Source organism: Streptomyces massasporeus (genome assembly GCF_014648995.1).
GTDB lineage: Bacteria > Actinomycetota > Actinomycetes > Streptomycetales > Streptomycetaceae > Streptomyces > Streptomyces massasporeus.
In genome coordinates this window covers 93,896-111,401 of the sequence record NZ_BMSE01000022.1, presented here as the reverse complement: position 1 = coordinate 111,401, position 17,506 = coordinate 93,896, and the positions used below count along the sequence as shown (strand labels likewise).

General features: G+C 69.7%; 15 protein-coding genes and 1 pseudogene. 7 read left to right on the top strand and 9 right to left on the bottom strand.

The genetic code is table 11. The features are described from left to right. Nucleotides 1–145: 145 nt before the first annotated feature. Nucleotides 146–1,054 (bottom strand): helix-turn-helix transcriptional regulator, encoded by a 909-nt coding sequence (locus IE153_RS34680; protein ID WP_189593679.1) that lies wholly within the window; start codon nucleotides 1,052–1,054, stop codon nucleotides 146–148. Between the two features lie 186 nt (nucleotides 1,055–1,240). On the opposite strand from IE153_RS34680, the gene IE153_RS34675 reads away from it, so the two are divergent. Together IE153_RS34675 and IE153_RS34670 are read left to right on the top strand one after the other, a co-directional pair. Continuing rightward, a complete protein-coding gene (locus IE153_RS34675) occupies nucleotides 1,241–2,257 on the top strand; it encodes a zinc-dependent alcohol dehydrogenase family protein (RefSeq protein ID WP_189593678.1) in 1,017 nt (338 codons plus the stop codon). 106 nt (nucleotides 2,258–2,363) lie between these two features. Next, nucleotides 2,364–2,777 (top strand): (R)-mandelonitrile lyase, encoded by a 414-nt coding sequence (locus IE153_RS34670; RefSeq protein ID WP_189593677.1) that lies wholly within the window; start codon nucleotides 2,364–2,366, stop codon nucleotides 2,775–2,777. Nucleotides 2,778–2,803: 26 nt separating this feature from the next. Here the strand turns inward: IE153_RS34670 and IE153_RS34665 are convergent, their stop codons facing one another. Further along, complete coding sequence (locus IE153_RS34665) at nucleotides 2,804–4,768, bottom strand: protein-arginine deiminase domain-containing protein (protein ID WP_189593676.1); 1,965 nt, start codon at nucleotides 4,766–4,768, stop codon at nucleotides 2,804–2,806. Nucleotides 4,769–4,929: 161 nt separating this feature from the next. Continuing rightward, nucleotides 4,930–5,352, bottom strand: a complete 423-nt coding sequence (locus IE153_RS34660) for a DUF350 domain-containing protein (RefSeq protein WP_030850679.1) — start codon at nucleotides 5,350–5,352, stop codon at nucleotides 4,930–4,932. Nucleotides 5,353–5,602: 250 nt separating this feature from the next. Between IE153_RS34660 and IE153_RS34655 the strand changes: the two genes are divergently transcribed. Together IE153_RS34655 and IE153_RS34650 are read left to right on the top strand one after the other, a co-directional pair. Further along, on the top strand, nucleotides 5,603–6,307 hold the full coding sequence (locus IE153_RS34655; RefSeq protein WP_189593675.1) for a 2-phosphosulfolactate phosphatase: 705 nt from the start codon (nucleotides 5,603–5,605) through the stop codon (nucleotides 6,305–6,307). Further along, the gene (locus IE153_RS34650) at nucleotides 6,304–7,368 is read left to right on the top strand and encodes an enoyl-CoA hydratase/isomerase family protein (RefSeq protein WP_189593674.1); all 1,065 of its coding nucleotides are present in this window, start codon (nucleotides 6,304–6,306) and stop codon (nucleotides 7,366–7,368) included. The genes IE153_RS34655 and IE153_RS34650 overlap by 4 nt, the downstream gene beginning before the upstream one ends. Nucleotides 7,369–7,461: 93 nt before the next feature. Here the strand turns inward: IE153_RS34650 and IE153_RS34645 are convergent, their stop codons facing one another. Both IE153_RS34645 and IE153_RS34640 read right to left on the bottom strand, forming a co-directional pair. Then, nucleotides 7,462–8,502 carry a vWA domain-containing protein gene (locus IE153_RS34645; protein WP_189593673.1) on the bottom strand — a complete coding sequence of 347 codons (1,041 nt, stop codon included), beginning with the start codon at nucleotides 8,500–8,502 and terminating at the stop codon, nucleotides 7,462–7,464. 79 nt (nucleotides 8,503–8,581) lie between these two features. Further along, entirely contained in the window at nucleotides 8,582–8,953 is a 372-nt protein-coding gene (locus IE153_RS34640; RefSeq protein WP_189593672.1) for a hypothetical protein, read from the bottom strand. 50 nt (nucleotides 8,954–9,003) lie between these two features. On the opposite strand from IE153_RS34640, the pseudogene IE153_RS42955 reads away from it, so the two are divergent. Further along, a pseudogene (locus tag IE153_RS42955) lies at nucleotides 9,004–9,823 on the top strand (sigma-70 family RNA polymerase sigma factor family protein); the annotation flags it as partial. Between the two features lie 194 nt (nucleotides 9,824–10,017). Here IE153_RS42955 and IE153_RS34630 read toward each other — a convergent pair. Beyond that, entirely contained in the window at nucleotides 10,018–11,166 is a 1,149-nt protein-coding gene (locus IE153_RS34630; protein ID WP_189593671.1) for a S1 family peptidase, read from the bottom strand. 774 nt (nucleotides 11,167–11,940) lie between these two features. On the opposite strand from IE153_RS34630, the gene IE153_RS34625 reads away from it, so the two are divergent. Continuing rightward, nucleotides 11,941–14,754, top strand: coding sequence for a tetratricopeptide repeat protein (locus IE153_RS34625; protein ID WP_189593670.1), 2,814 nt, complete (start codon nucleotides 11,941–11,943; stop codon nucleotides 14,752–14,754). Nucleotides 14,755–14,805: 51 nt separating this feature from the next. On the opposite strand, the gene IE153_RS34620 is transcribed toward IE153_RS34625, so the two are convergent. Further along, nucleotides 14,806–15,228 (bottom strand): hypothetical protein, encoded by a 423-nt coding sequence (locus tag IE153_RS34620; protein ID WP_189593669.1) that lies wholly within the window; start codon nucleotides 15,226–15,228, stop codon nucleotides 14,806–14,808. Nucleotides 15,229–15,367: 139 nt separating this feature from the next. Beyond that, on the bottom strand, nucleotides 15,368–15,853 hold the full coding sequence (locus tag IE153_RS34615) for a DUF2975 domain-containing protein (RefSeq protein ID WP_189593668.1): 486 nt from the start codon (nucleotides 15,851–15,853) through the stop codon (nucleotides 15,368–15,370). A gap of 172 nt (nucleotides 15,854–16,025) precedes the next feature. Here IE153_RS34615 and IE153_RS34610 point away from each other — a divergent pair, with 172 nt between their 5' ends. Next, nucleotides 16,026–16,658: a hypothetical protein gene (locus IE153_RS34610; protein WP_438817973.1), complete on the top strand. Its 633-nt coding sequence runs from the start codon at nucleotides 16,026–16,028 to the stop codon at nucleotides 16,656–16,658. A gap of 149 nt (nucleotides 16,659–16,807) precedes the next feature. Here IE153_RS34610 and IE153_RS34605 read toward each other — a convergent pair whose 3' ends face one another. Further along, nucleotides 16,808–17,377, bottom strand: coding sequence for a DUF6328 family protein (locus IE153_RS34605; RefSeq protein ID WP_189593666.1), 570 nt, complete (start codon nucleotides 17,375–17,377; stop codon nucleotides 16,808–16,810). Between the last annotated feature and the right edge of the window lie 129 nt (nucleotides 17,378–17,506).

The following is a 17,506-nucleotide window of genomic DNA, read 5'->3' as shown; positions in this document are numbered from 1 at the left end:
TCTGGGAGCCAGGCTCGGCGGCCCGACAGGACGCCGTATGTGCCGCGAGTTGCCTCGGTGTAGCGATGGTACGGACCGACGCAGCAGGTTGTTCCCCTTGAGCATCGTCTTTCCACGGAGGGGAGAGGATGCTCCGGTGCCCAGGCTAGGCCGATGAGGACGAGGAAGGGCTCTGGCGTTCGTTCGTAGCGGCATAGGCGTCGGTGGCGGCCCAGGACGCGAGCAACTGCAAGGCGTGTTCGGACGGTGAGCCGGGCTCGGCGGCGTAGACGGTCAGGGTCAGGCCGGGGTCGGCGGCCAGCTCCAGGCCCTCGAAGGCCAATGTGAGCTCCCCGACCACCTCGTGCCGGAAGCGCTTGGTCCCCCTGCCGTGGCGGCGGACGTTGTGCGCGCCCCAGCGGGTGCGGAACTCCTCGCTGCGGGTGGACAGTTCACCGACGAGATCGTGCAGATCCTTGTCGTACGGATTGCGGCCGGCCTCGGTGCGCAGGATGGCGACGGCGATGTCGGCGAACAGGTCCCAGTCGGGGTAGAAGCGCCGCGACGCGGGGTCGAGGAACTGGAACCGCGCGAGATTCGCCTGATTCCCCGGGGCGGCGTGGATGTCACGGTAGAACGCGCGGGCGAGCTGATTGGTCGCGACGATGTCCATGCGGCCGTTGCGCACGAAGGCGGGCCCGGCGGTGATGGCGTCCAGGGTCCACTGCAGACTGCGGTGGGGCTTGCACTGCTCCTTGGTACGCCGGCGCCGGGGGCGGGTGAGGGCGTCGGAGCCGTCGGCGACCTGCGCCAGGTTCAGCAGGTGGGCGCGTTCGGCGTCGTCCAGCTGCAGCACGCGGGCGACCGCTTCGAGGACGGCCGGGGAGACGCCGGCGAGGTTGCCCCGTTCGAGCTTGGCGTAGTACTCGACGCTCATGTCGGCCAGGGCCGCGACCTCACTGCGGCGCAGCCCCGGCACGCGGCGCCGGGACCCCGCGGGCAGCCCCGCCCGCTCCGGGCTGATCTTGGCCCGCCGGGAGGTCAGGAACTCGCGGACCTCATCACGGTTGTCCATGTCTCGACCGTACGGCCCGAGCGCCGCCGGAGCCATGTACTGCCAGTACACCCCTCAACAGTGACTCGCTCCGCGCGTGGATGCGCGGTTGCCTGGAAGGCGCGCCACCCGGCAACCGGGGAACGCACGAGCCCCCTGCACGCCGACTCGCACCGCCCGTCCCCTCAGCACGTAAGGAACCACCTCATGCGCGGAGCAGTGATCCACGCCCCCGGTGACGTCCGCTTCGAGACGCTCGACGACCCCAAGATCCTCAAGCCCACCGACGCGATCATCCGTACCGCCGTCACCTGCGTGTGCGGCTCCGACCTGTGGCCCTTCCGCGGCCTCGACACGACCGACGAGCCCCACCCGATGGGCCACGAGTACGTCGGCTTCGTGGAGGAGGTCGGCAGCGAGGTCACCTCCGTACGGCCGGGCCAGTTCGTCGTCGGATCGTTCGCCACCTCCGACAACACCTGCGCGAACTGCCGTAACGGATTCCAGTCCAACTGCCTGAACCGCGAGTTCATGGGCACCTGCCAGGCCGAGTACGTGCGCATCCCCAACGCCCAGGGCACTCTCGTCGCCACCGACGGGACACCGGGGGAGGAGTTCTGGCCCGGTCTGCTGGCCGTCTCCGATGTCATGGGTACCGGCTGGTGGGCCGCCGACGCCGCCGAGGTCGGGCCCGGCTCCACCGCCGTGGTGGTCGGTGACGGCGCGGTCGGCCTGTGCGCGGTGATCGCGGCCAAGGAGAGGGGCGCGGAGCGGATCATCGCGATGAGCCGCCACGAGTCCCGGCAGAAGCTCGCCCTGGAATTCGGCGCCACCGACATCGTCACCGAGCGCGGCGACGCAGGTGTCGCCCGGATCAAGGACCTCACCGGCGGCATCGGTGCCGACAGCGTCCTGGAGTGCGTCGGCACCGCCCAGGCCATGCCGCAGGCCCTGCACTCCGCGCGGCCCGGCGGCAGCGTCGGCTTCGTCGGCGTCCCCCACGACGTCGCCGTCGACGGGCAGGAACTGTTCTTCTCCCACGTCGGCCTGCGCGGCGGCCCCGCCCCCGTACGCCGCTACCTGCCCGACCTCATCGAACGCGTCCTGACCGGCCACATCGACCCCGGCAAGGTCTTCGACCTCACCCTGCCCCTGGAGCAGGTCGGCGAGGGCTACCGGGCCATGGACGAGCGCCGCGCGATCAAGACCCTCCTCACGCCGTGACAGCCAGGACGGCCAACGGAACATCCACGCCACCCAGCTGATCATCCCCGGCGCGATCGAACCGGACGCCAACGCCCACCGACGAACAAGACAGACAGGAAGAACCATGGAGTTCATCGAGCCCCGACCCACCAGCAAGGCGCCGGCCGACTGGTTCACCGGCGACGTCTGGTGGGACGGGATCGTCGCCGGTCAGGAACCCTCCAGGGTGCGGGCGAACCTCGTCCGCTTCTCGCCCGGCGCCCGCACGCACTGGCACGCCCACGCCGTGGGCCAGACCCTGCACGTGGTCTCCGGCATCGCCCTGATCGGCACCCGAGACGGCACCACGCTCGAAGCCCACCCCGGTGAAACCGTCAGCTGCCCGCCCGACGAGGAGCACTGGCACGGTGCCGCCCCCGACCGTTTCATGGAACACATCGCCCTCTGGGAGGGCACCGGCGACGCCACCCCGGAGACCCGGTGGGCCGAGCCCGTCACCGACGAGCGGTACGACGGCCCCCGCACCCGCAGCAGGTAGCCCGCCGCGCCGGCTGAAGGCGCTGTCTACGACTCGTTGCGGTTCACCAGCGGGTTCTGCCACCACGCGGCACTCGCGTCGCGCAGGGTGTTGGTGCCGCAGTGCACTTCACCCATGCCGAGGTGGTAGGTGTACCAGTCGTCGATGTACGACACCTTCATGCCGACCCGCTGGTAGACGGCGGTGACGGCCTCCGTGAAGATGTCCTTGCCGTTGACGACGGGCCCCCACTGGCGTGGCGCGAGGTAGCGGTCGCGCCCCAGGAGCAGGCCGTTGACCGCACCGGGAACGTACGCACCGGTCGTCACCGTCGCCGGAGCCGCGGCCCGCGGGGCAGGGTTCTCAGCGAGCCACTTCTGCTGGCCATGGTCCCCGAGGCCGTCCACGAGCTCGGAGCCGGCGCCCATGCGCGTCAGGCGGGGCACGGGAATCTCCTGCCCTTCGGCGCTCAGAGCCTCCGAGCCCCGGGTGTACAGCGCGGGCACCCGCACGATCTCCTCGTCGGTGACCCCGGTCTCCCGCTTGAGGATGTCCAGGTTGGCCGCGATGCGCCGGGCCGCCATCTCGTTGTCGGCCACCAGGTGACGGGAGGCGAGCGCCTGGTCGATGGTCTCCTTGGGCGCCGGGGTGTCACTGCGGCCCGGGACGGAGAACATCTTCGTGTTGCCGTGTCCGTCGCGCTTGGCGTCGCGCAGCAGCCGCAGCCCCGCCTGCGGGTCGGCGACCCCGATGCGCCAGCCGCGCGGGGTGTCGGCGGGCAGGAACTGCACGAACTCGTCGACATGTCCCACGCTCAGCCACGAGGTGTCCAGCAGCAGCGGGTCCTGCATCCCCTGGGACGTGAGGAGGGTCCGCATCACCTTCGACGGACGCGCCCCGCTGTCCTTGCGCTCGCCCATGATGATCCGCCCCGCCGGGAAGGAGCGACCGCCGTGCGCGTAGGGCGGGATGGTTTCCAGGTTTCCCATGGAGTTGAGCGACCAGTCGTCGGGCTCCGCCGGGTCGTTCACCTGCACGACGCCGACGTCCCGGCCGCGTACCCGCTCGAACAGTTCCCGGCCCGCGTCCCGGTCCGGCTGCGCGGAACGCAGCATCACGCGCATCACATGCCGCCGGCCGCCCGGCCCGGTCATGCTGACGTAGGCCGGCTCGACGAAGTCCTGGGCCCAGCGGTCGGCGTACTTCTCGAAGGTGATCAGCGGCGTGGTGATCCCCGCCTTCTCGACCTCGTTCCCGAGCGCCGTGACGAACTCCCGCTGAAGGCGGCTGTCCGGGCCATCGCCCTGGACCTCGGACACCATCACCTGCTGTGTGTTCTGCAGGTGATGCTGAGTCAGCAGCGGCGCGACGCGCAGGGTGACCGCGTCGGAGGTGGACTTCCGCCCGGACGTCACCGTCAGGCGGACCACGGCGCGGCCGTCCCATTTCGCGCTGTCCCGGACGACATCGGTGGCTTCGACGCCGAACTCCACACCCGAACGCAGCTCGGCGGCCGTCAACCTGGTCGCGGACGTCACGAGGATCCACTTCCCGGCGCGCTTGAGGAAGAGGTGCGCGTGTGCGCCACCCGTGGCGATCTTCAGGCTGCCCGTGGCGTTCGCGGGGAGGTCCGGCAGGGGCACGGAACGGATTCGGGCGAGGTCGGCGGCGTCCTCGGTGCCGTTGACCTTCGTGTCCGTGCCGTCGTTGCAAGCGGCCAACTTGGCGTCGGACAGCGGTGCGCCACCGGGCCCGGTCACCGGACACCGCTTGCTGTCGTCATCGATGTTGGGCAGATACACGGCCCCACGCTCGACGGACCAGCCGTCCTCGCCGGTGGTGTCACTGCCACCGGCGACATCGATCCGCCCGTCGCGGTTGACATCCGCCCGCAGATCCGCGCGTCCGCCCGCGTCGGCGGCGAAGGCGGAGCCGGCCGGCCCGGCCAGCACCGATCCTGCGGCAGCCATGGCCAGGACCACCGACCCGGCCGGGTACAGACGCGACCGCATACGTCTACGTGAACGCACAGCACGTTCCTCTCAGTTGGGGGGCTCCGCCCTGCAAGAGGAGTGACGGTGGCTGTGCGTTCACTGCGCGGCGGGAGTTACTTCCTACGAAGGTGCCGACAGCACTGCGGTCGAGCCGGTGACGCGCAGGACCTGTCGGCCGGTCAGGCGATGGACGCCGAGATGATGGCGGACACGGCGAGGTTGCAGGAGGCCGTCACCCAGACCGCAGGATGAGGCTCCTCCTCGACCAGCGTCGCCCCCAGACGCCCGGGAGTGACCAGGTCCACCACCAGGAACGCCACCGCCATCATCACCAGTCCCAGCAGCCCGAACGCCGCGGTCGAGACCAGTCCCTTGCCGAAGTCCTCGTACGTCGTCCATATGGACGTGAACACGATGCCGCCGATACCGAGCAGCGCGGAGCTGAGGACCGTGGCGGCGTTGCGATTGCGCTGTTCCCAGATCTGACGGCCGAGCTTTCCGGGCGTCAGCACGTCGACCAGGACGATGCCGAGGACCAACAGAACCAGCCCCAGACCGCCGTATGCAGTGGCCCGCCCGAGTCCGTTGACGATGTCGCTCATGGGGTTGCCAACTCCGAAGCGTAGAGATCATGAGTGATCGCGGTCAAAGAGAGGCAAAATGTAGCGCACACGCGCCGTCCGCCGAACGGCGCCCGGCTCACCGCGAAGGATCACCGGCGGTGGCGCGAATGATCGCCTGCGAGGGTGCGAAGAATCGCCGGCGATGGCACAAAGGGACACCGTCGACGGGTCGAGGTGATGCGCGTCACTGCCTGACCGCGTCCTTCGGGGCATGCGCGATCATGGCGGGATGGACGCTCGCTTCCTCGGCATCACCGAGTTGACCGAAACCCCCTCCGTGGCGGTCGTGATCGACGTCATGCGTGCTTTCACGGTCGCTGCCTGGGCCTTCGGCCAGGGCGCGGAAAAGATCGTTCTCGCCGAGTCGCTGGACGAAGCCCTGGCCCTCAAGGCTCGCCACCCGGACTGGGTGGCACTCAAGGACGGTCCGCCCGCGCCCGGGTTCGACACGGTCAACTCGCCGGGCCTGCTGCGGTCTCTCGACCTCACCGGACGGACCGTCGTGCAGAAGACCACGGCAGGGACGGTCGGCGCCCTGGCGGTCAAGGAGGCCTCGCTGGTGCTGTGCGCCGGCTTCGTGGTGGCGGAGGCAACGGCTCGGCTGCTGCGGACGCGTGCCGGCGGCAGTGCCACGTTCGTGGTCACGGGCGAGGACGGACAGGCCGACGAAGACCTGGCGTGCGCCGAGTACATCGCCCGGAGGGCCACCGAGCCCCGGACGGACGCAGCCGACTTCCTCCGCCGCGCCGGAGAGTCGCGCGCCGCCACCGAGCTGGCGGAGGGTATACGTCAAGGAGTCCACCCCGACGACGTCGCACTCTGTCTCGAGCTCGACCGGTTCCCCTTCGCCATGGTGGCGACCCTGGAGGACTCACTCATGGTGCTCCGTCCCACGCGCGAACCCGTGCCGGGCCCGGGGGAGGGGTCCCGATGAGCCGACCCGAAGAATGCGAACCCGTCCTCTTCCACACCCAGGGGCGCACCGCCCGCATCACGCTCAACCGGCCTCGCGCACTCAACGCCCTCACCCACACCATGGTCCGCCGCATCGACGAGGCGCTCACCGCCTGGGAACGGGACCCCGCGGTGGAGACCGTCGTCATCACCGGCGCGGGGGAGCGCGGCCTGTGTGCCGGCGGTGACATCCGCGCCATCCACGACGACGCCCGTGACGGTGACGGCACGGCCACCGCCGCGTTCTGGCGCGACGAATACCGCCTCAACGCCCGCATCGCCCGCTGGCCCAAGCCGTACGTCGCCGTGATGGACGGCATCGTGATGGGCGGGGGTGTCGGTGTCTCGGCCCACGGCAGCGTCCGTATCGTCACCGAGCGGTCCCGGGTCGCCATGCCGGAGACCGGCATCGGCTTCGTGCCGGACGTGGGCGGCACCCACCTGCTCGCCGAGGTCCCGGGGGAGCTGGGCACCCATCTCGCCCTGACGGGCGCTCAGATCGGCGCCGCCGACGCGCTGTTGTGCGGGCTCGCCGATCACTACGTGCCGACGGCCGCACTGCCGGATCTCCTGGACGCCCTTGCCGAGTCGCCCGTGGGGGAGGCCCTGGCCGGCTCCGTGCGGACCCCCGAGGAGGGCGCTCTGGCCGCCCGGGGCGACTGGATCGACGCCTGCTACGCCGCCGACACCGTCGAGGAGATCGTGCGCCGGCTGCTCGCACACGGCGACCCCGACACGAAGGAGGCCGCGGAGACCTTGCTTGCCAAGTCGCCGACCGCCCTGAAGGTCACCCTCGCCTCCCTGCGCCGCGCTCGGAAGCTCGGCACGCTGGAGCTGGTCCTGAACCAGGAGTACCGCGTCTCCTGCGCGGTCCTGGACACACCCGACCTGGTGGAGGGAATCCGCGCCCAGGTCGTCGACAAGGACCGCAGGCCGCGCTGGTCACCGAAGACCCTGGGCGAGGTCACCGACGCCGATGTCGAGCGCTTCTTCACCCCGCTCGGTGAGCGGGAACTCGGTCTGTCGCCGGCCATGCGCTGAACGAACATGACGTGCCGACGGTGCCGTGGAACGGACTCGTGATGGGAAGCCGGGGCGGCGAAGCCTCCGGCACCCCATCGGCTTCATGAATGGTCACAGCATGAGCAGCAGCCGCGTGTTGGGGACGAGTTTCCGGTTGACGCTGGTGCTCTGCACGAAAATGGTGAAGTGGTCGTTGTGGTCCGGCTTGACGCGGACTTCCGTGTCAGGCAGGCCGAGCAGGGATCGGGCCTCGGGCCCCGTATAGACGCGGTCCGTCTTCTTTTCCAGCACCGCGATCTGCTTTTGCGCCTGGACTTTCTCCGACTTGCTGAGCTCGTAGAACGCCCCACCGGTCCGATAGGTGTGTCCGCATTCGACGACCCACTCCTTGATACCCGCATCGCGGGCCACCGGGATCAACTGGTACGTCGACGGATCGACCGGGGTGAGGCCGGCCGCCTTGATGGTGTCCTCGTTGACCGCTTCCGCCCCGGTGGAGAACACCGCACGCGATCCCCGGATGCCCTGGGTGCGGCCCACCATGAAGTTCTCCGTGGCCTGCCGGATGACCTGCCCGGCCTCCTCCAGGCCCTGCGTGCTGGTGGCGTCCCATATGGCGATGTTGTCCTTGGGGAAGCCGCACTGCATGGCCTCCCGCTTGCCCATCTGGTCGGGCACCAGCACGGCCAGCGTCCAGTTGTCCTGCTGCCGCTCGATCATCTCGGCCACGGCCTGGACCAGTTGGCGTGGATTCCTGACGGGGGCGTCCGGGCAGCGGTGGCTCGCGTTCTCCTGCCCGTCGGTGAGCACGAACGTCAGGAAACTGTGGTCGCCGTACAGTTGGGCCGTCTGAGCCAGCTCCCGCTGCGACTTCAGCGCGGCCGCAAGGAGGGCCGTCATTCCACCGGTCCGGTAGAGCTGCTTCAGCGACGGCATGCGCAGCACGTCCTTGTCGTAGATGACGCACTCCACCTTGTCGGCGAAGACGTACACCGTGACGCGGGTTTCCTGGTCCAATTCCCTGGAACGGCGCGCGAGATAGGCGATCTGCTGGTCGGCGACGTCGACGACTTTCCGGCTCAGGTGCGACATCGACGAGCTCGCATCCAGCACTAGAGCAACGTGATTGATGTAATTCTGGGTTCCGGACATCACAGCTCCCCCTTGTTCCGACTTGATGCTCCAATCCTCTCACCCACCACTGACAATCGATCTTGGTTCCGGTGCCGGCCTAGGACAGCAGCATGCGCGTCCAGGCGACGGCCATGAGCCCGCAGACGAGTGTGAACAGGCTCTGCACCACGGCCGTCACGGGCATCCTCAGTCGGGCATGCACGACGGCGCCGACCGCCGCCACGGCCGGCACGCCCCAGACGACGAACCAGACCAGGACGGGGGTGTCGCTCGACTGCACGGGGCGCGAGGAATGCGGCGCGTGGGCGGTCCCCATGCCGACCGCGACGAGCAGCAACCCGGCGAAGACGACGATGACCGCGTCCGCGACCAGGAGCAGCACGGCAACGCCGACATCGATCAGTCGGGAAGGGCGTTCACGCCGGGCAGGCGTCGGGGAGCCCTGGTCGTGCGCGGGCGGAGATGCCATGACCCGACTGCACCACGGAATGACAGGTTCGGCACCGTCCGGGAGGGTGAAGGAGCCGTACTGTGGCCGGGCCCGCAGCGGGGGTTCGCGCCGGGACACGTGCACCGGAGGCGTGGCTGCGTCCGGCCCGCCAGGACGCCGACATCATCGGCAATCTCGGCGGCCGGCCGACCACCGTGGTCGGCCGCATCAGCCTCGATGTCCTGCGGTCCGGCCGTACGCGCCGGGAAGTCGCTCTCGAGGACCAGCCGTCCGAGTTCACCGTGCGACTCGACGACGCTCCCGCCCCGGAGGATCTCGTGGCACTCGGGGACTCCGTCGGCCTCGCGCTGGTCACGGTCCCCGCCCCGACCCGCTGCGCGCCGACGAACGACTGGTGTTCGTGCTGCACGACGTGTTCGCCGTGCCCTTCAGCGAGATCGGCACCATCCTCGGCAAGCCCGCCGACGCGACCAAGATGCCCGCCAGCCGCGCCCGCCGGAAGATACGGGACGCCCGCCAGCCCGCGAGTACCGGACGGCAGCAACGCGAAGTGGCGCAGGCCTTCCTGGCCGCGGCCCGCGACGGCCGGTTCGAGGAGCTGCTGCGGGTCCTGCACCCCGACGTGAAACTCACCGCGCCCCGGCCGGCATGTTCGTCACGCTCGGGGCCACCGAGATCGCAACCCGCGCGCGCGTGGCCGGCAGCGCGGCACGAGGACGAGCCGTGACGGTCAACGGCCGCCCTGGCGTCATCTCCTGGAACGAGGACGGCGCTCCGCTCTCCCCCCTCGCCTTCACCGTCGCCGACGGCCTCATCACCGAGATCACCGCGGTGGTCGACCCGGCCGAACTCGCGCTCCTGCCCCTGCACCTGCCCGACCCGATGTGAAGCCCCCCGGAGCCGTCCTGGCCCCGTGCTCTACGTCCCGAGCTGGACGACTGACGGTGCGAGTCGGGAGGCTCGTCACCCACCTGCCGGTCACCGGCATCTCGGTGAGCCCGCCCGGTATCCAGCGGGCGTCCGGGTGGGCGCCGTCGGCCGAAGTGGCGGAGACGGCGCCCGCTCGGTGTGCTGATCAGTGGTCAGGCCGTGTGCAGCCGCAGCCCGTACCGGTTGAGGATCTCGTTGACCGGCTGGTGCCAGGTCTCCCCGCCGCTGCCGCAGTTGCCCCAGCCGCCGGAGGTGACTCCCTGGGCCTGGTCGCCGCTGATGAAGGAGCCGCCGCTGTCACCGGGCTCGGCGCAGACGCTCGTCTTCGTCATCTGGTGGACGGCGCCCTGGCTGTAGTTCACCGTCTCGTTCTTCGCCAGCACGGTGCCGCAGTGCCAGTGCGTGGTGGAACCGGAACGGCAGACGGAGGCACCCACCGGCGCTTCGGCGGAGCCGCGGACGAGCTGGTCGGGAACCGTGCCCCAGCCGAGCACGACCGGCACGGTCCACCAGCCGCTGCCCACGTGCACCCAGGCGTAGTCGTTGCCCGGGAACGACGATCCCTGGAAGTTGCCGATGTACGACCGGTCCCAGCCGTACACCGCCGCACTCGGCGAGCCGCAGTGCCCGGCGGTGACGAAGCCGCCGTGCACGGAGAAGCCGATGGAGCAGCGGACGTTGCCGGTGTAGTACGGGTCGCCGCCCACGGTGCCGGCGGCGAAGGTATGCGGTGCGGCCGGGGTCTCCCGCACTGTGACGGGACCGGCCTCGCGGGCTCGGGAGAGGAAGGCCCGGACATCGTTGTCGTCCCGGTGCGCGGCGACGACGTCCACGACGACCTTGTTGGCCTTCGGATCCACGTGCCAACTCCCGACTCCGGCGGGCGCGGACAGCGCATCGATGCCCTTCTTCGCCGCGTCGAGCTGCCGCGCGCTGAACCGCACGAGCCGCACGGTCGCGCCGGTCGCCCGTACCGCATCGGCGTGTGCGGCGCGGGTCACGGCGACGGCGAGTTTGCCGCTGCCGGCGTCGTACCAGGAGCCGCCGTAGGCCGAACCGGCGGCGTTCCGCGCCTTGTGTGCGACGGCCGTCGCGGTCTTCTCCGCGGCCAGGCGCGCTTCGGCCTCGTCCCGGGTCAGCCCCAAGTCGCGCTGCATCGCGGAGAGGAGTGCCGAGGAGGCCGGTGCTCCGGTGGAGCGCGGGGGAGTGTCGGCGGCGGCCGGCAGGGCGGCGGCGGTCGCCCAGGTGCCGAGCAGCAGCAGTGCGGACAGTCCGGTGCGCAGGGTTGTGGTGCGTCTCAAGGGGTGCCCCTTCGTTGTTCCAGCAGGGTGGGGGTGGAACAGCAGAGCTTGAGAGCGCTCTCGGATACGCGCGGCAGAGCCTAGCCCGTGATCATGAAAAGGTCTATGCCTATGCCCGCGGGTGCCGGTCCGCAACTGACGTACGGCCGAGGGAAATTGAGATCCTTCCGGACCGGCCCGGGGCCGTTGCTCCCCTGCCTGGGAAAGCCCCTCGTTGCATGCGGTAGCCGAAGCGCGAGCATCTGTCCCTGCTTTCCACGTTTTGCTCCGGGCGACTCGTTTCCGTCTGTACCTCTGACATCACGCGTCGAGACAAGGGGGGACGCATGCAGCGCGCAAGGCGTTGGGCCGTCACGGTGTTCGCGGGGGCGGGCTCGTTCGTGATCTGTCTGTGGTCGGCCCGGGCCGCACCATTCGGCTTCTTGCCCAGAGCGGAGGCCGACCGATGGCTGGTGGCGACGACGTTCGCGGCCACGGTGACCACGCTGGTCGGAGCGGCGGCGGCCTGGTGGGCGGGGGACAGGGGGCGACCCGGCACCGTTGCCACGGACAACCGCTCCCCGCAGACCTCAGGCCCGCCCCGGTCCGGAATCCAGGTGCGGCAGAGTGCGACGGCGTCGGACGCCGGCAGGGTCACACAGATCGCAGGGCACCGAGATCCCGGACACGCCGGTCCCGAGGAGCGCCCCGACAGGGTGACGCAGCGCGCGACGGCATCGGGCCGGGCCGGCATCACCCAGGTCGGCGGAAGCGACGGCACGACAGGTCCCGTACATGGGGATCGGTAGGAGCAGGGCCGCGCGGTCCCAGGCCGCCACGGCATCCGGACACGGCCATGTGATCCAGGTCAGCGGCGACGGCAACACGGTCTGCGCGTCGGGCCCCGAGGATCCGACGCCGATGCTGCGCCTCCCCGCGGAGCCGACGCACCTGGCCGGCCGGGAGAAGGAGGCCGAGGCCGTACTGGCGCTGCTCGCCCCCTCGTCCCGGGCGCGTGCCACACCCGTCGTCTCGGTGCTGTCCGGACTGCCCGGCATCGGCAAGACCGCCCTGGCCCTCCATGTCGCCCATCAGGCCGTGGCGCGGGGGTGGTTCCCCGGCGGTGCCCTCTTCCTCCACCTGCGGGGGCACGACCCGGCCGGTCCGGTCGGCGCGGAGGAGGCCATGGGCACGCTGGCGCGGGCCCTGTGCGTGGACGACGCTGTGACACCGGACGAGCAGACGGGCCTGTGCCAGGCGGCGCTCAACCGGCTCGCCGACGAGGGCAGGGCTGTCCTGCTGATCGCCGACGACGCGTCCAGCGCCGCCCAGATCGAACGCCTCGTGCCCGCCCGCTCCGCACACCGACTGCTGGTGACCTCCCGTCACCTGCTCACCGGACCCTCGTTCCAGGCCCGGCTGTTCGGCCTGGACGAACTGCCACCACGGGGCGCGGCGGACCTGATCGCCGAGGCGCTGAGGCATGCCCGGCCCGACGATCCACGGCTGCGGGAGACCGACGCGATCGCCGAACTCGCCGGGCACTGCGGCCACCATCCACTCGCTCTGCAGATCGCCGCTTCCCTGCTCACCACCGACCCCGGCCGGGCCATCGCCGAACTCGTCGCCGAACTCGCCGACGCCCACACCCGTCTGGACGTCCTGCGCTACGAGGACGGCGGGCACACGACAGCGGTCCAGGCGGCTTTCCACCTCTCCTACCAGCGGCTGCTTCCGCACCACCGCCAGTTGTTCCGGCAATTCGCGCTGAATCCCGGCCCGGACACCAGCACGGACGCGGCGGCGGCACTCTGGGGACAGCCGCGCGCCCGGACGCGGAACGGCCTGGCCGCGCTTGCCCGGGCCGGACTGCTGGCGGAGCAGCCGGTGGGCTCGGGACGCTGGCGCATGCATGACCTCCTGCGCGTCTACGCGGCCAGGCTGGTGGAAAGCGACAGCGCCAAGTGGCGAAGCGCCGCCTTAACCCGTCTGCTGAAACACTGCCAAAAACTCGTGCAGGCGGCGAACGCGCATCTGCACACCTTTGACGACGGGCCCCTGCCGGACGACTTCCGGGACCGCGCACACGCCGTGCAATGGCTGGAGGACGAACGGGCCAACCTGATGGCGCTCATCGCCCGGGCCGCGGCCACCGGACATCCCCGTGCGGTACTGGACCTCCAGGAGAAGATGCGCCCGTTCCTGCTCAGCCGAAGAAGCTATGCCGCCGACGCCGTGACCGTCACCCGGCTCGCCGTCGACTGTGCCCGCGAGATCGAGCACCCGTGCTGTGAGGCCACCGCCCTGAACAACCTGAGCCAGATCCTCCCTGACTGCGGCAGGGTGGACGAGGCGGTGGAGGCCGCGTCAAAGAGCCTGGACATCAGCCGGACACGCGGCGACCGGATGCGACAGGCCACGGCATTGACCAGCCTCGGGGCCTCGCTGCAGTGCGCCGAGAGGTTCGAGGACGCCGTCAAGGCCCATACGGAGAGCCTGACTCTCAGCAAGGAACTCGGCGACCAGGGCTGCATCGGCAAGGCGCTCATGGGCCTGGCCGACACGTTGTACGAGACAGCCCGGTACGACGAAGCCACCGAGGTGCTCAACGAATCCGTACGGCATTTCGCCGCGATGGGTGACTGGCATGCCGAGGGCCTGCAACTCATGCGCCTCGGAGACACGTTGTTCGCGATGAAGCGGTCCGCCGAGGCCGTCGAGACCTTCCGCCGCGCCCTCGTCCTCTACCAGGAGCGCGGAGACGAGCACCACCAGGCCATCGCGCTCCAGCACCTGTGGTCGGTGAGCGACATGAGCGCGGAAGAGGCGGTGGACAATTACCAGCGACTCGTGGCCGTCTGTCACAAGGTGTGCGACCGCGCGCTGGAGTCCGTGGCGCTGAACGCCCTGGGCGACAAGCTGAAGCAGCTCGGCCGGTACGAGGAGGCCGTCGCGGCTTACCGGGACGCGGCGGCCATCCACGAGGAGCGTGACGAGGAACGCCTGTTGCTCACGGTGCTGAACAACCTCGGCATCGCACTGCGTACGGCTGGGCGCATCACGGAGGCCGTCGAGGTGCAGGAACGTGAGATCGAGCTGGCCCGGGCGCGCGGCGACAGACACAAGGAAGCGGAGGCTCTGGAACGCCTCGCCACGACGCTGAGATGTGGACGCCGCCGGTTGGAGGCGGTCGAGGCCCGGGTCAGAGCGGTCGGCATCTATCGCGAGCAGAAGGACACATGGTGCGAGGGGAGAGCACTCGGAGACCTGGGCCTACGCGTTCGGGACGCACCACGAGCCGACAGGACCAAGGCCGGGTACGCCTGGGTCCTGACCAATCTGCCCCCGGACAACGCGATCGGCCAGGAGGTCGGGATTCTCTTCGCGCTCATGGTCATGCACGTGCGAGGAGGGCACGTCATCGCCGCGTTCTGGGCGTGGGCGAGCCTGACGAAGCTGGTGTTGGGACTCCTGGACGCGGGCGGGAACCAGGTTCCGGAGCAGTGCTTCCGCACGGTCAAGCAGCTGATGAAGGCTGCGGTCCACGGCGTTCGCCCCTTCCAGGCACTCATCGCCTGGCGGAACAGGCTCCGCCGGCCGACCACCTGAGTCAGGTCAGTCAGCTCGAAGAAGACATGAGGGGAGTGTGAAGGCTCCTCCCTACTGACTCAGCAATGCAGCAAGACGGGCGGCCGTCTTCTCTCCCGCTCGCTGTTTGATCAGGCCTTCTTTTGCGGCTGCACGGAGCTTGACCTCCGTGCGGTTCCCCGCGCCCCTTGTCACCAGCGCAGTGACCACTACGGGATTCATCCCGCCGGCACCGCCACCGGCCACGACACGGATCATCTCCTGGTCCCCGCCCGATTCGAGATGCGCGGACCTTCCGGATCGCCCCGCCCCCTCCAGAACTCCGACGACGCGCTGCACCGCATCGTCGAACGGCAAGGGGACGACAAGGTCGATCTCGTGGGCGTTCTTCTTCAACAGCCGGGCCACGAGCCCGGTCAAGCGACCACTGCCCCCACTCACGGCACCCAGCGCAGCAAGCTCTTCCACCAGGATCTGGTCCTCGCTCTGTTCCACGCGCCTCCCCCTTTCACTGCCCGACCTTCGCCCATGACCTTCCCGGACGACGACCGCAACGGCAAGTCCAGCATGACCGTCCGCTGCCAGGACGACGTGGCCGTCGGCGTGACGTTCTGCGACGATCTGAAGTGGACCCTCAGATCACCTGGTCCAACTCGGCCTCCATCTGTGACGCTTCGACATCACGCGAGACGGCCTGGGCGAGCAGCATCCGCAGCACGAGCACGATGAGCGCGACACCCAGGATGGCCACGCCGATCCCGCCCATGATGACGGTGACGCCCGGGTCCTCCCGCTGCCCCGGCGCATTGATGATGGTGACGGCGAACCAAAGGAGGGCGGCCGTCACGATCGCGCCGATCACGGCGTCGACGTACCGGAAGGCGGCGGGGGAGAAGACGGTTCTGCGTCGCACCATCGTCACCAGCCGCCCTACGCAGACCGCGGCGACCTGTGCCGCGACCATGCCCAGGATCGTGATCACGCGCAGTGGGGTCAGCGGGAGCGACCCGTCCTCCGGGTCGGTTGCCAACGCCCACACCATCGACGCCTGCACGAACACGGTGCCGACGAGCACCACCGCGAGCACGGCACGCAACGCACCGAGTGTCAGTTTCCCCATCGCCCATCCTTCCATCGACGCACGATGGGAATCTATCGAATGTCGATAGGTTAAGCAAAGGCTGGAACGGAGAATGGGGGACACGTCTCTGCCCGCCAGGAGGGCAACCCTTGGGCCGCTTGATCAGTCTGGTGTGCGGAACCAGAAATTCAGCAGTGCTTTCCAGCCAGGAGTGACCTTGAGCCTCGCCGACCGCCACATCACCGCCCTCATGCGGCAGATCGCGACCCAGGACATGATCGAACTCGTCCACCCCTTCGCCGAGCGGCAGACGTTCGGCGCGCTCGCGTACATCGCGGAGTGCTACGGATTCCGGTATGCCGACGTCCGCCTGGTCGGCAAGCACAAGATGGCGCACATCCGCCTCGTCCGGGACACGAGCCCCCAGGCGCAGCAGCGCGCGGCGGCCAACAGCGCGGCATTCCCCGACCCCGGCCCCGGACGCCCGGTGCCGGGCATGTACCTGGGCTCGCTCACGCCGGTCCCCGAGGCGCAGGCGGACGTCGACCTGATCACCACGCTCATCCGCTACGACGCGGCCGGCGCCGCCGCCAACCGCAGGCAACTGCTGGCCATGGCGTGGGCTGGGCCGCTGCTGTTCCTGCTGCTGGCCGTGCTGACCGGAAAGTACGTCGTTCTCCTGCCCCTCGCCGTCCTCACCCCGGCGTTCCTGCTGGGCGCACTCCGGATCAACGCGACCCGTCGCGCGAAACTGGCCGAGCGGCTGCTGGCTGCCGGGTGCACGCCGGTGCGTGACGAGGCGGGGCGGGAGCGGTTCGTGCGTCCGGTGCCCTACGCGGTGTAGGCCGACAAGACAACGGCATGGCGGTGGCGTACGGGTTGGGCCCCTGCGCCACGTGCTTCTCGTGAGATGTCGCCTTCACCGTCAACGGCGACCGCAGGCCACCGTCGAGCGCCGGCCATCGAGGACCCCGTTCCATGGCACTCGCGCCCCTACGCGTCCGTGGTCCGGGAACGCTGGTCCCCGCGACGTCGCAGATACAGCGGCAGCGCGTACCAGCAGAGTCCGAACCACAGCATGACCCCGGCGACGAGCACTTCGGCGAGAACGCCTGGAACGACGAAACGGAGGATCAACAGGAGCGTACAGCCGATGGTCAGGGCGAGGAGGACCATGCCACACATCATCAAACGGCCGGCGGCTTCGACTACCTCGTCCTTCATGCGCTGCCCGGACAGGAACCGGTGGATGGAGACGGGAGCTATGAGGGTTCCGGTGGCCGCGGCCCCGAGCACCACGGTGGTGACGTAGATGGCGCGGTCCAGCGTCTCCAATTCCCTGAACAGAGGGGTGAAGGCCACGCTGAGCAGAAAGCCGAAGAGGATCTGCACGCCCGTCTGTGTGACTCGTGTTTCCTGCAGTATCTCGTTCCAGCGCCGGTTGACCCGCTCCCGCGCTGTCTCGGGCTCCTCGGTGCCGGGTCTCGCGCCCGGGCTGTCGTGCCGCGCGCAGCACGCGCTGCTCTCGCCTTCCGGCTCGACGGGTCGATCCGTCATGGTCATGGCATCCTCCCTGTTCCAGAGGATCCGTTTGCCCCGCCGTTACGCATTTCAAGCAGGCATTCCTGGCGGCGCAGGGAAAGGAGCAGCACCCTGCGCAGCCAGTCGTGCGGACCGACATCTTCATGGGCT

Excerpts from the sequence above, each read along its gene's own strand:
- IE153_RS34680 (WP_189593679.1), bottom strand. The coding sequence starts at position 1,054 with ATGGACAACCGTGATGAGGTCCGCGAGTTCCTGACCTCCCGGCGGGCC.
- IE153_RS34675 (WP_189593678.1), top strand. The coding sequence starts at position 1,241 with ATGCGCGGAGCAGTGATCCACGCCCCCGGTGACGTCCGCTTCGAGACG.
- IE153_RS34670 (WP_189593677.1), top strand. The coding sequence starts at position 2,364 with ATGGAGTTCATCGAGCCCCGACCCACCAGCAAGGCGCCGGCCGACTGG.
- IE153_RS34665 (WP_189593676.1), bottom strand. The coding sequence starts at position 4,768 with ATGCGGTCGCGTCTGTACCCGGCCGGGTCGGTGGTCCTGGCCATGGCT.
- IE153_RS34660 (WP_030850679.1), bottom strand. The coding sequence starts at position 5,352 with ATGAGCGACATCGTCAACGGACTCGGGCGGGCCACTGCATACGGCGGT.
- IE153_RS34655 (WP_189593675.1), top strand. The coding sequence starts at position 5,603 with ATGGACGCTCGCTTCCTCGGCATCACCGAGTTGACCGAAACCCCCTCC.
- IE153_RS34650 (WP_189593674.1), top strand. The coding sequence starts at position 6,304 with ATGAGCCGACCCGAAGAATGCGAACCCGTCCTCTTCCACACCCAGGGG.
- IE153_RS34645 (WP_189593673.1), bottom strand. The coding sequence starts at position 8,502 with ATGTCCGGAACCCAGAATTACATCAATCACGTTGCTCTAGTGCTGGAT.
- IE153_RS34640 (WP_189593672.1), bottom strand. The coding sequence starts at position 8,953 with ATGGCATCTCCGCCCGCGCACGACCAGGGCTCCCCGACGCCTGCCCGG.
- IE153_RS34625 (WP_189593670.1), top strand. The coding sequence starts at position 11,941 with ATGGGGATCGGTAGGAGCAGGGCCGCGCGGTCCCAGGCCGCCACGGCA.
- IE153_RS34615 (WP_189593668.1), bottom strand. The coding sequence starts at position 15,853 with ATGGGGAAACTGACACTCGGTGCGTTGCGTGCCGTGCTCGCGGTGGTG.
- IE153_RS34605 (WP_189593666.1), bottom strand. The coding sequence starts at position 17,377 with ATGACCATGACGGATCGACCCGTCGAGCCGGAAGGCGAGAGCAGCGCG.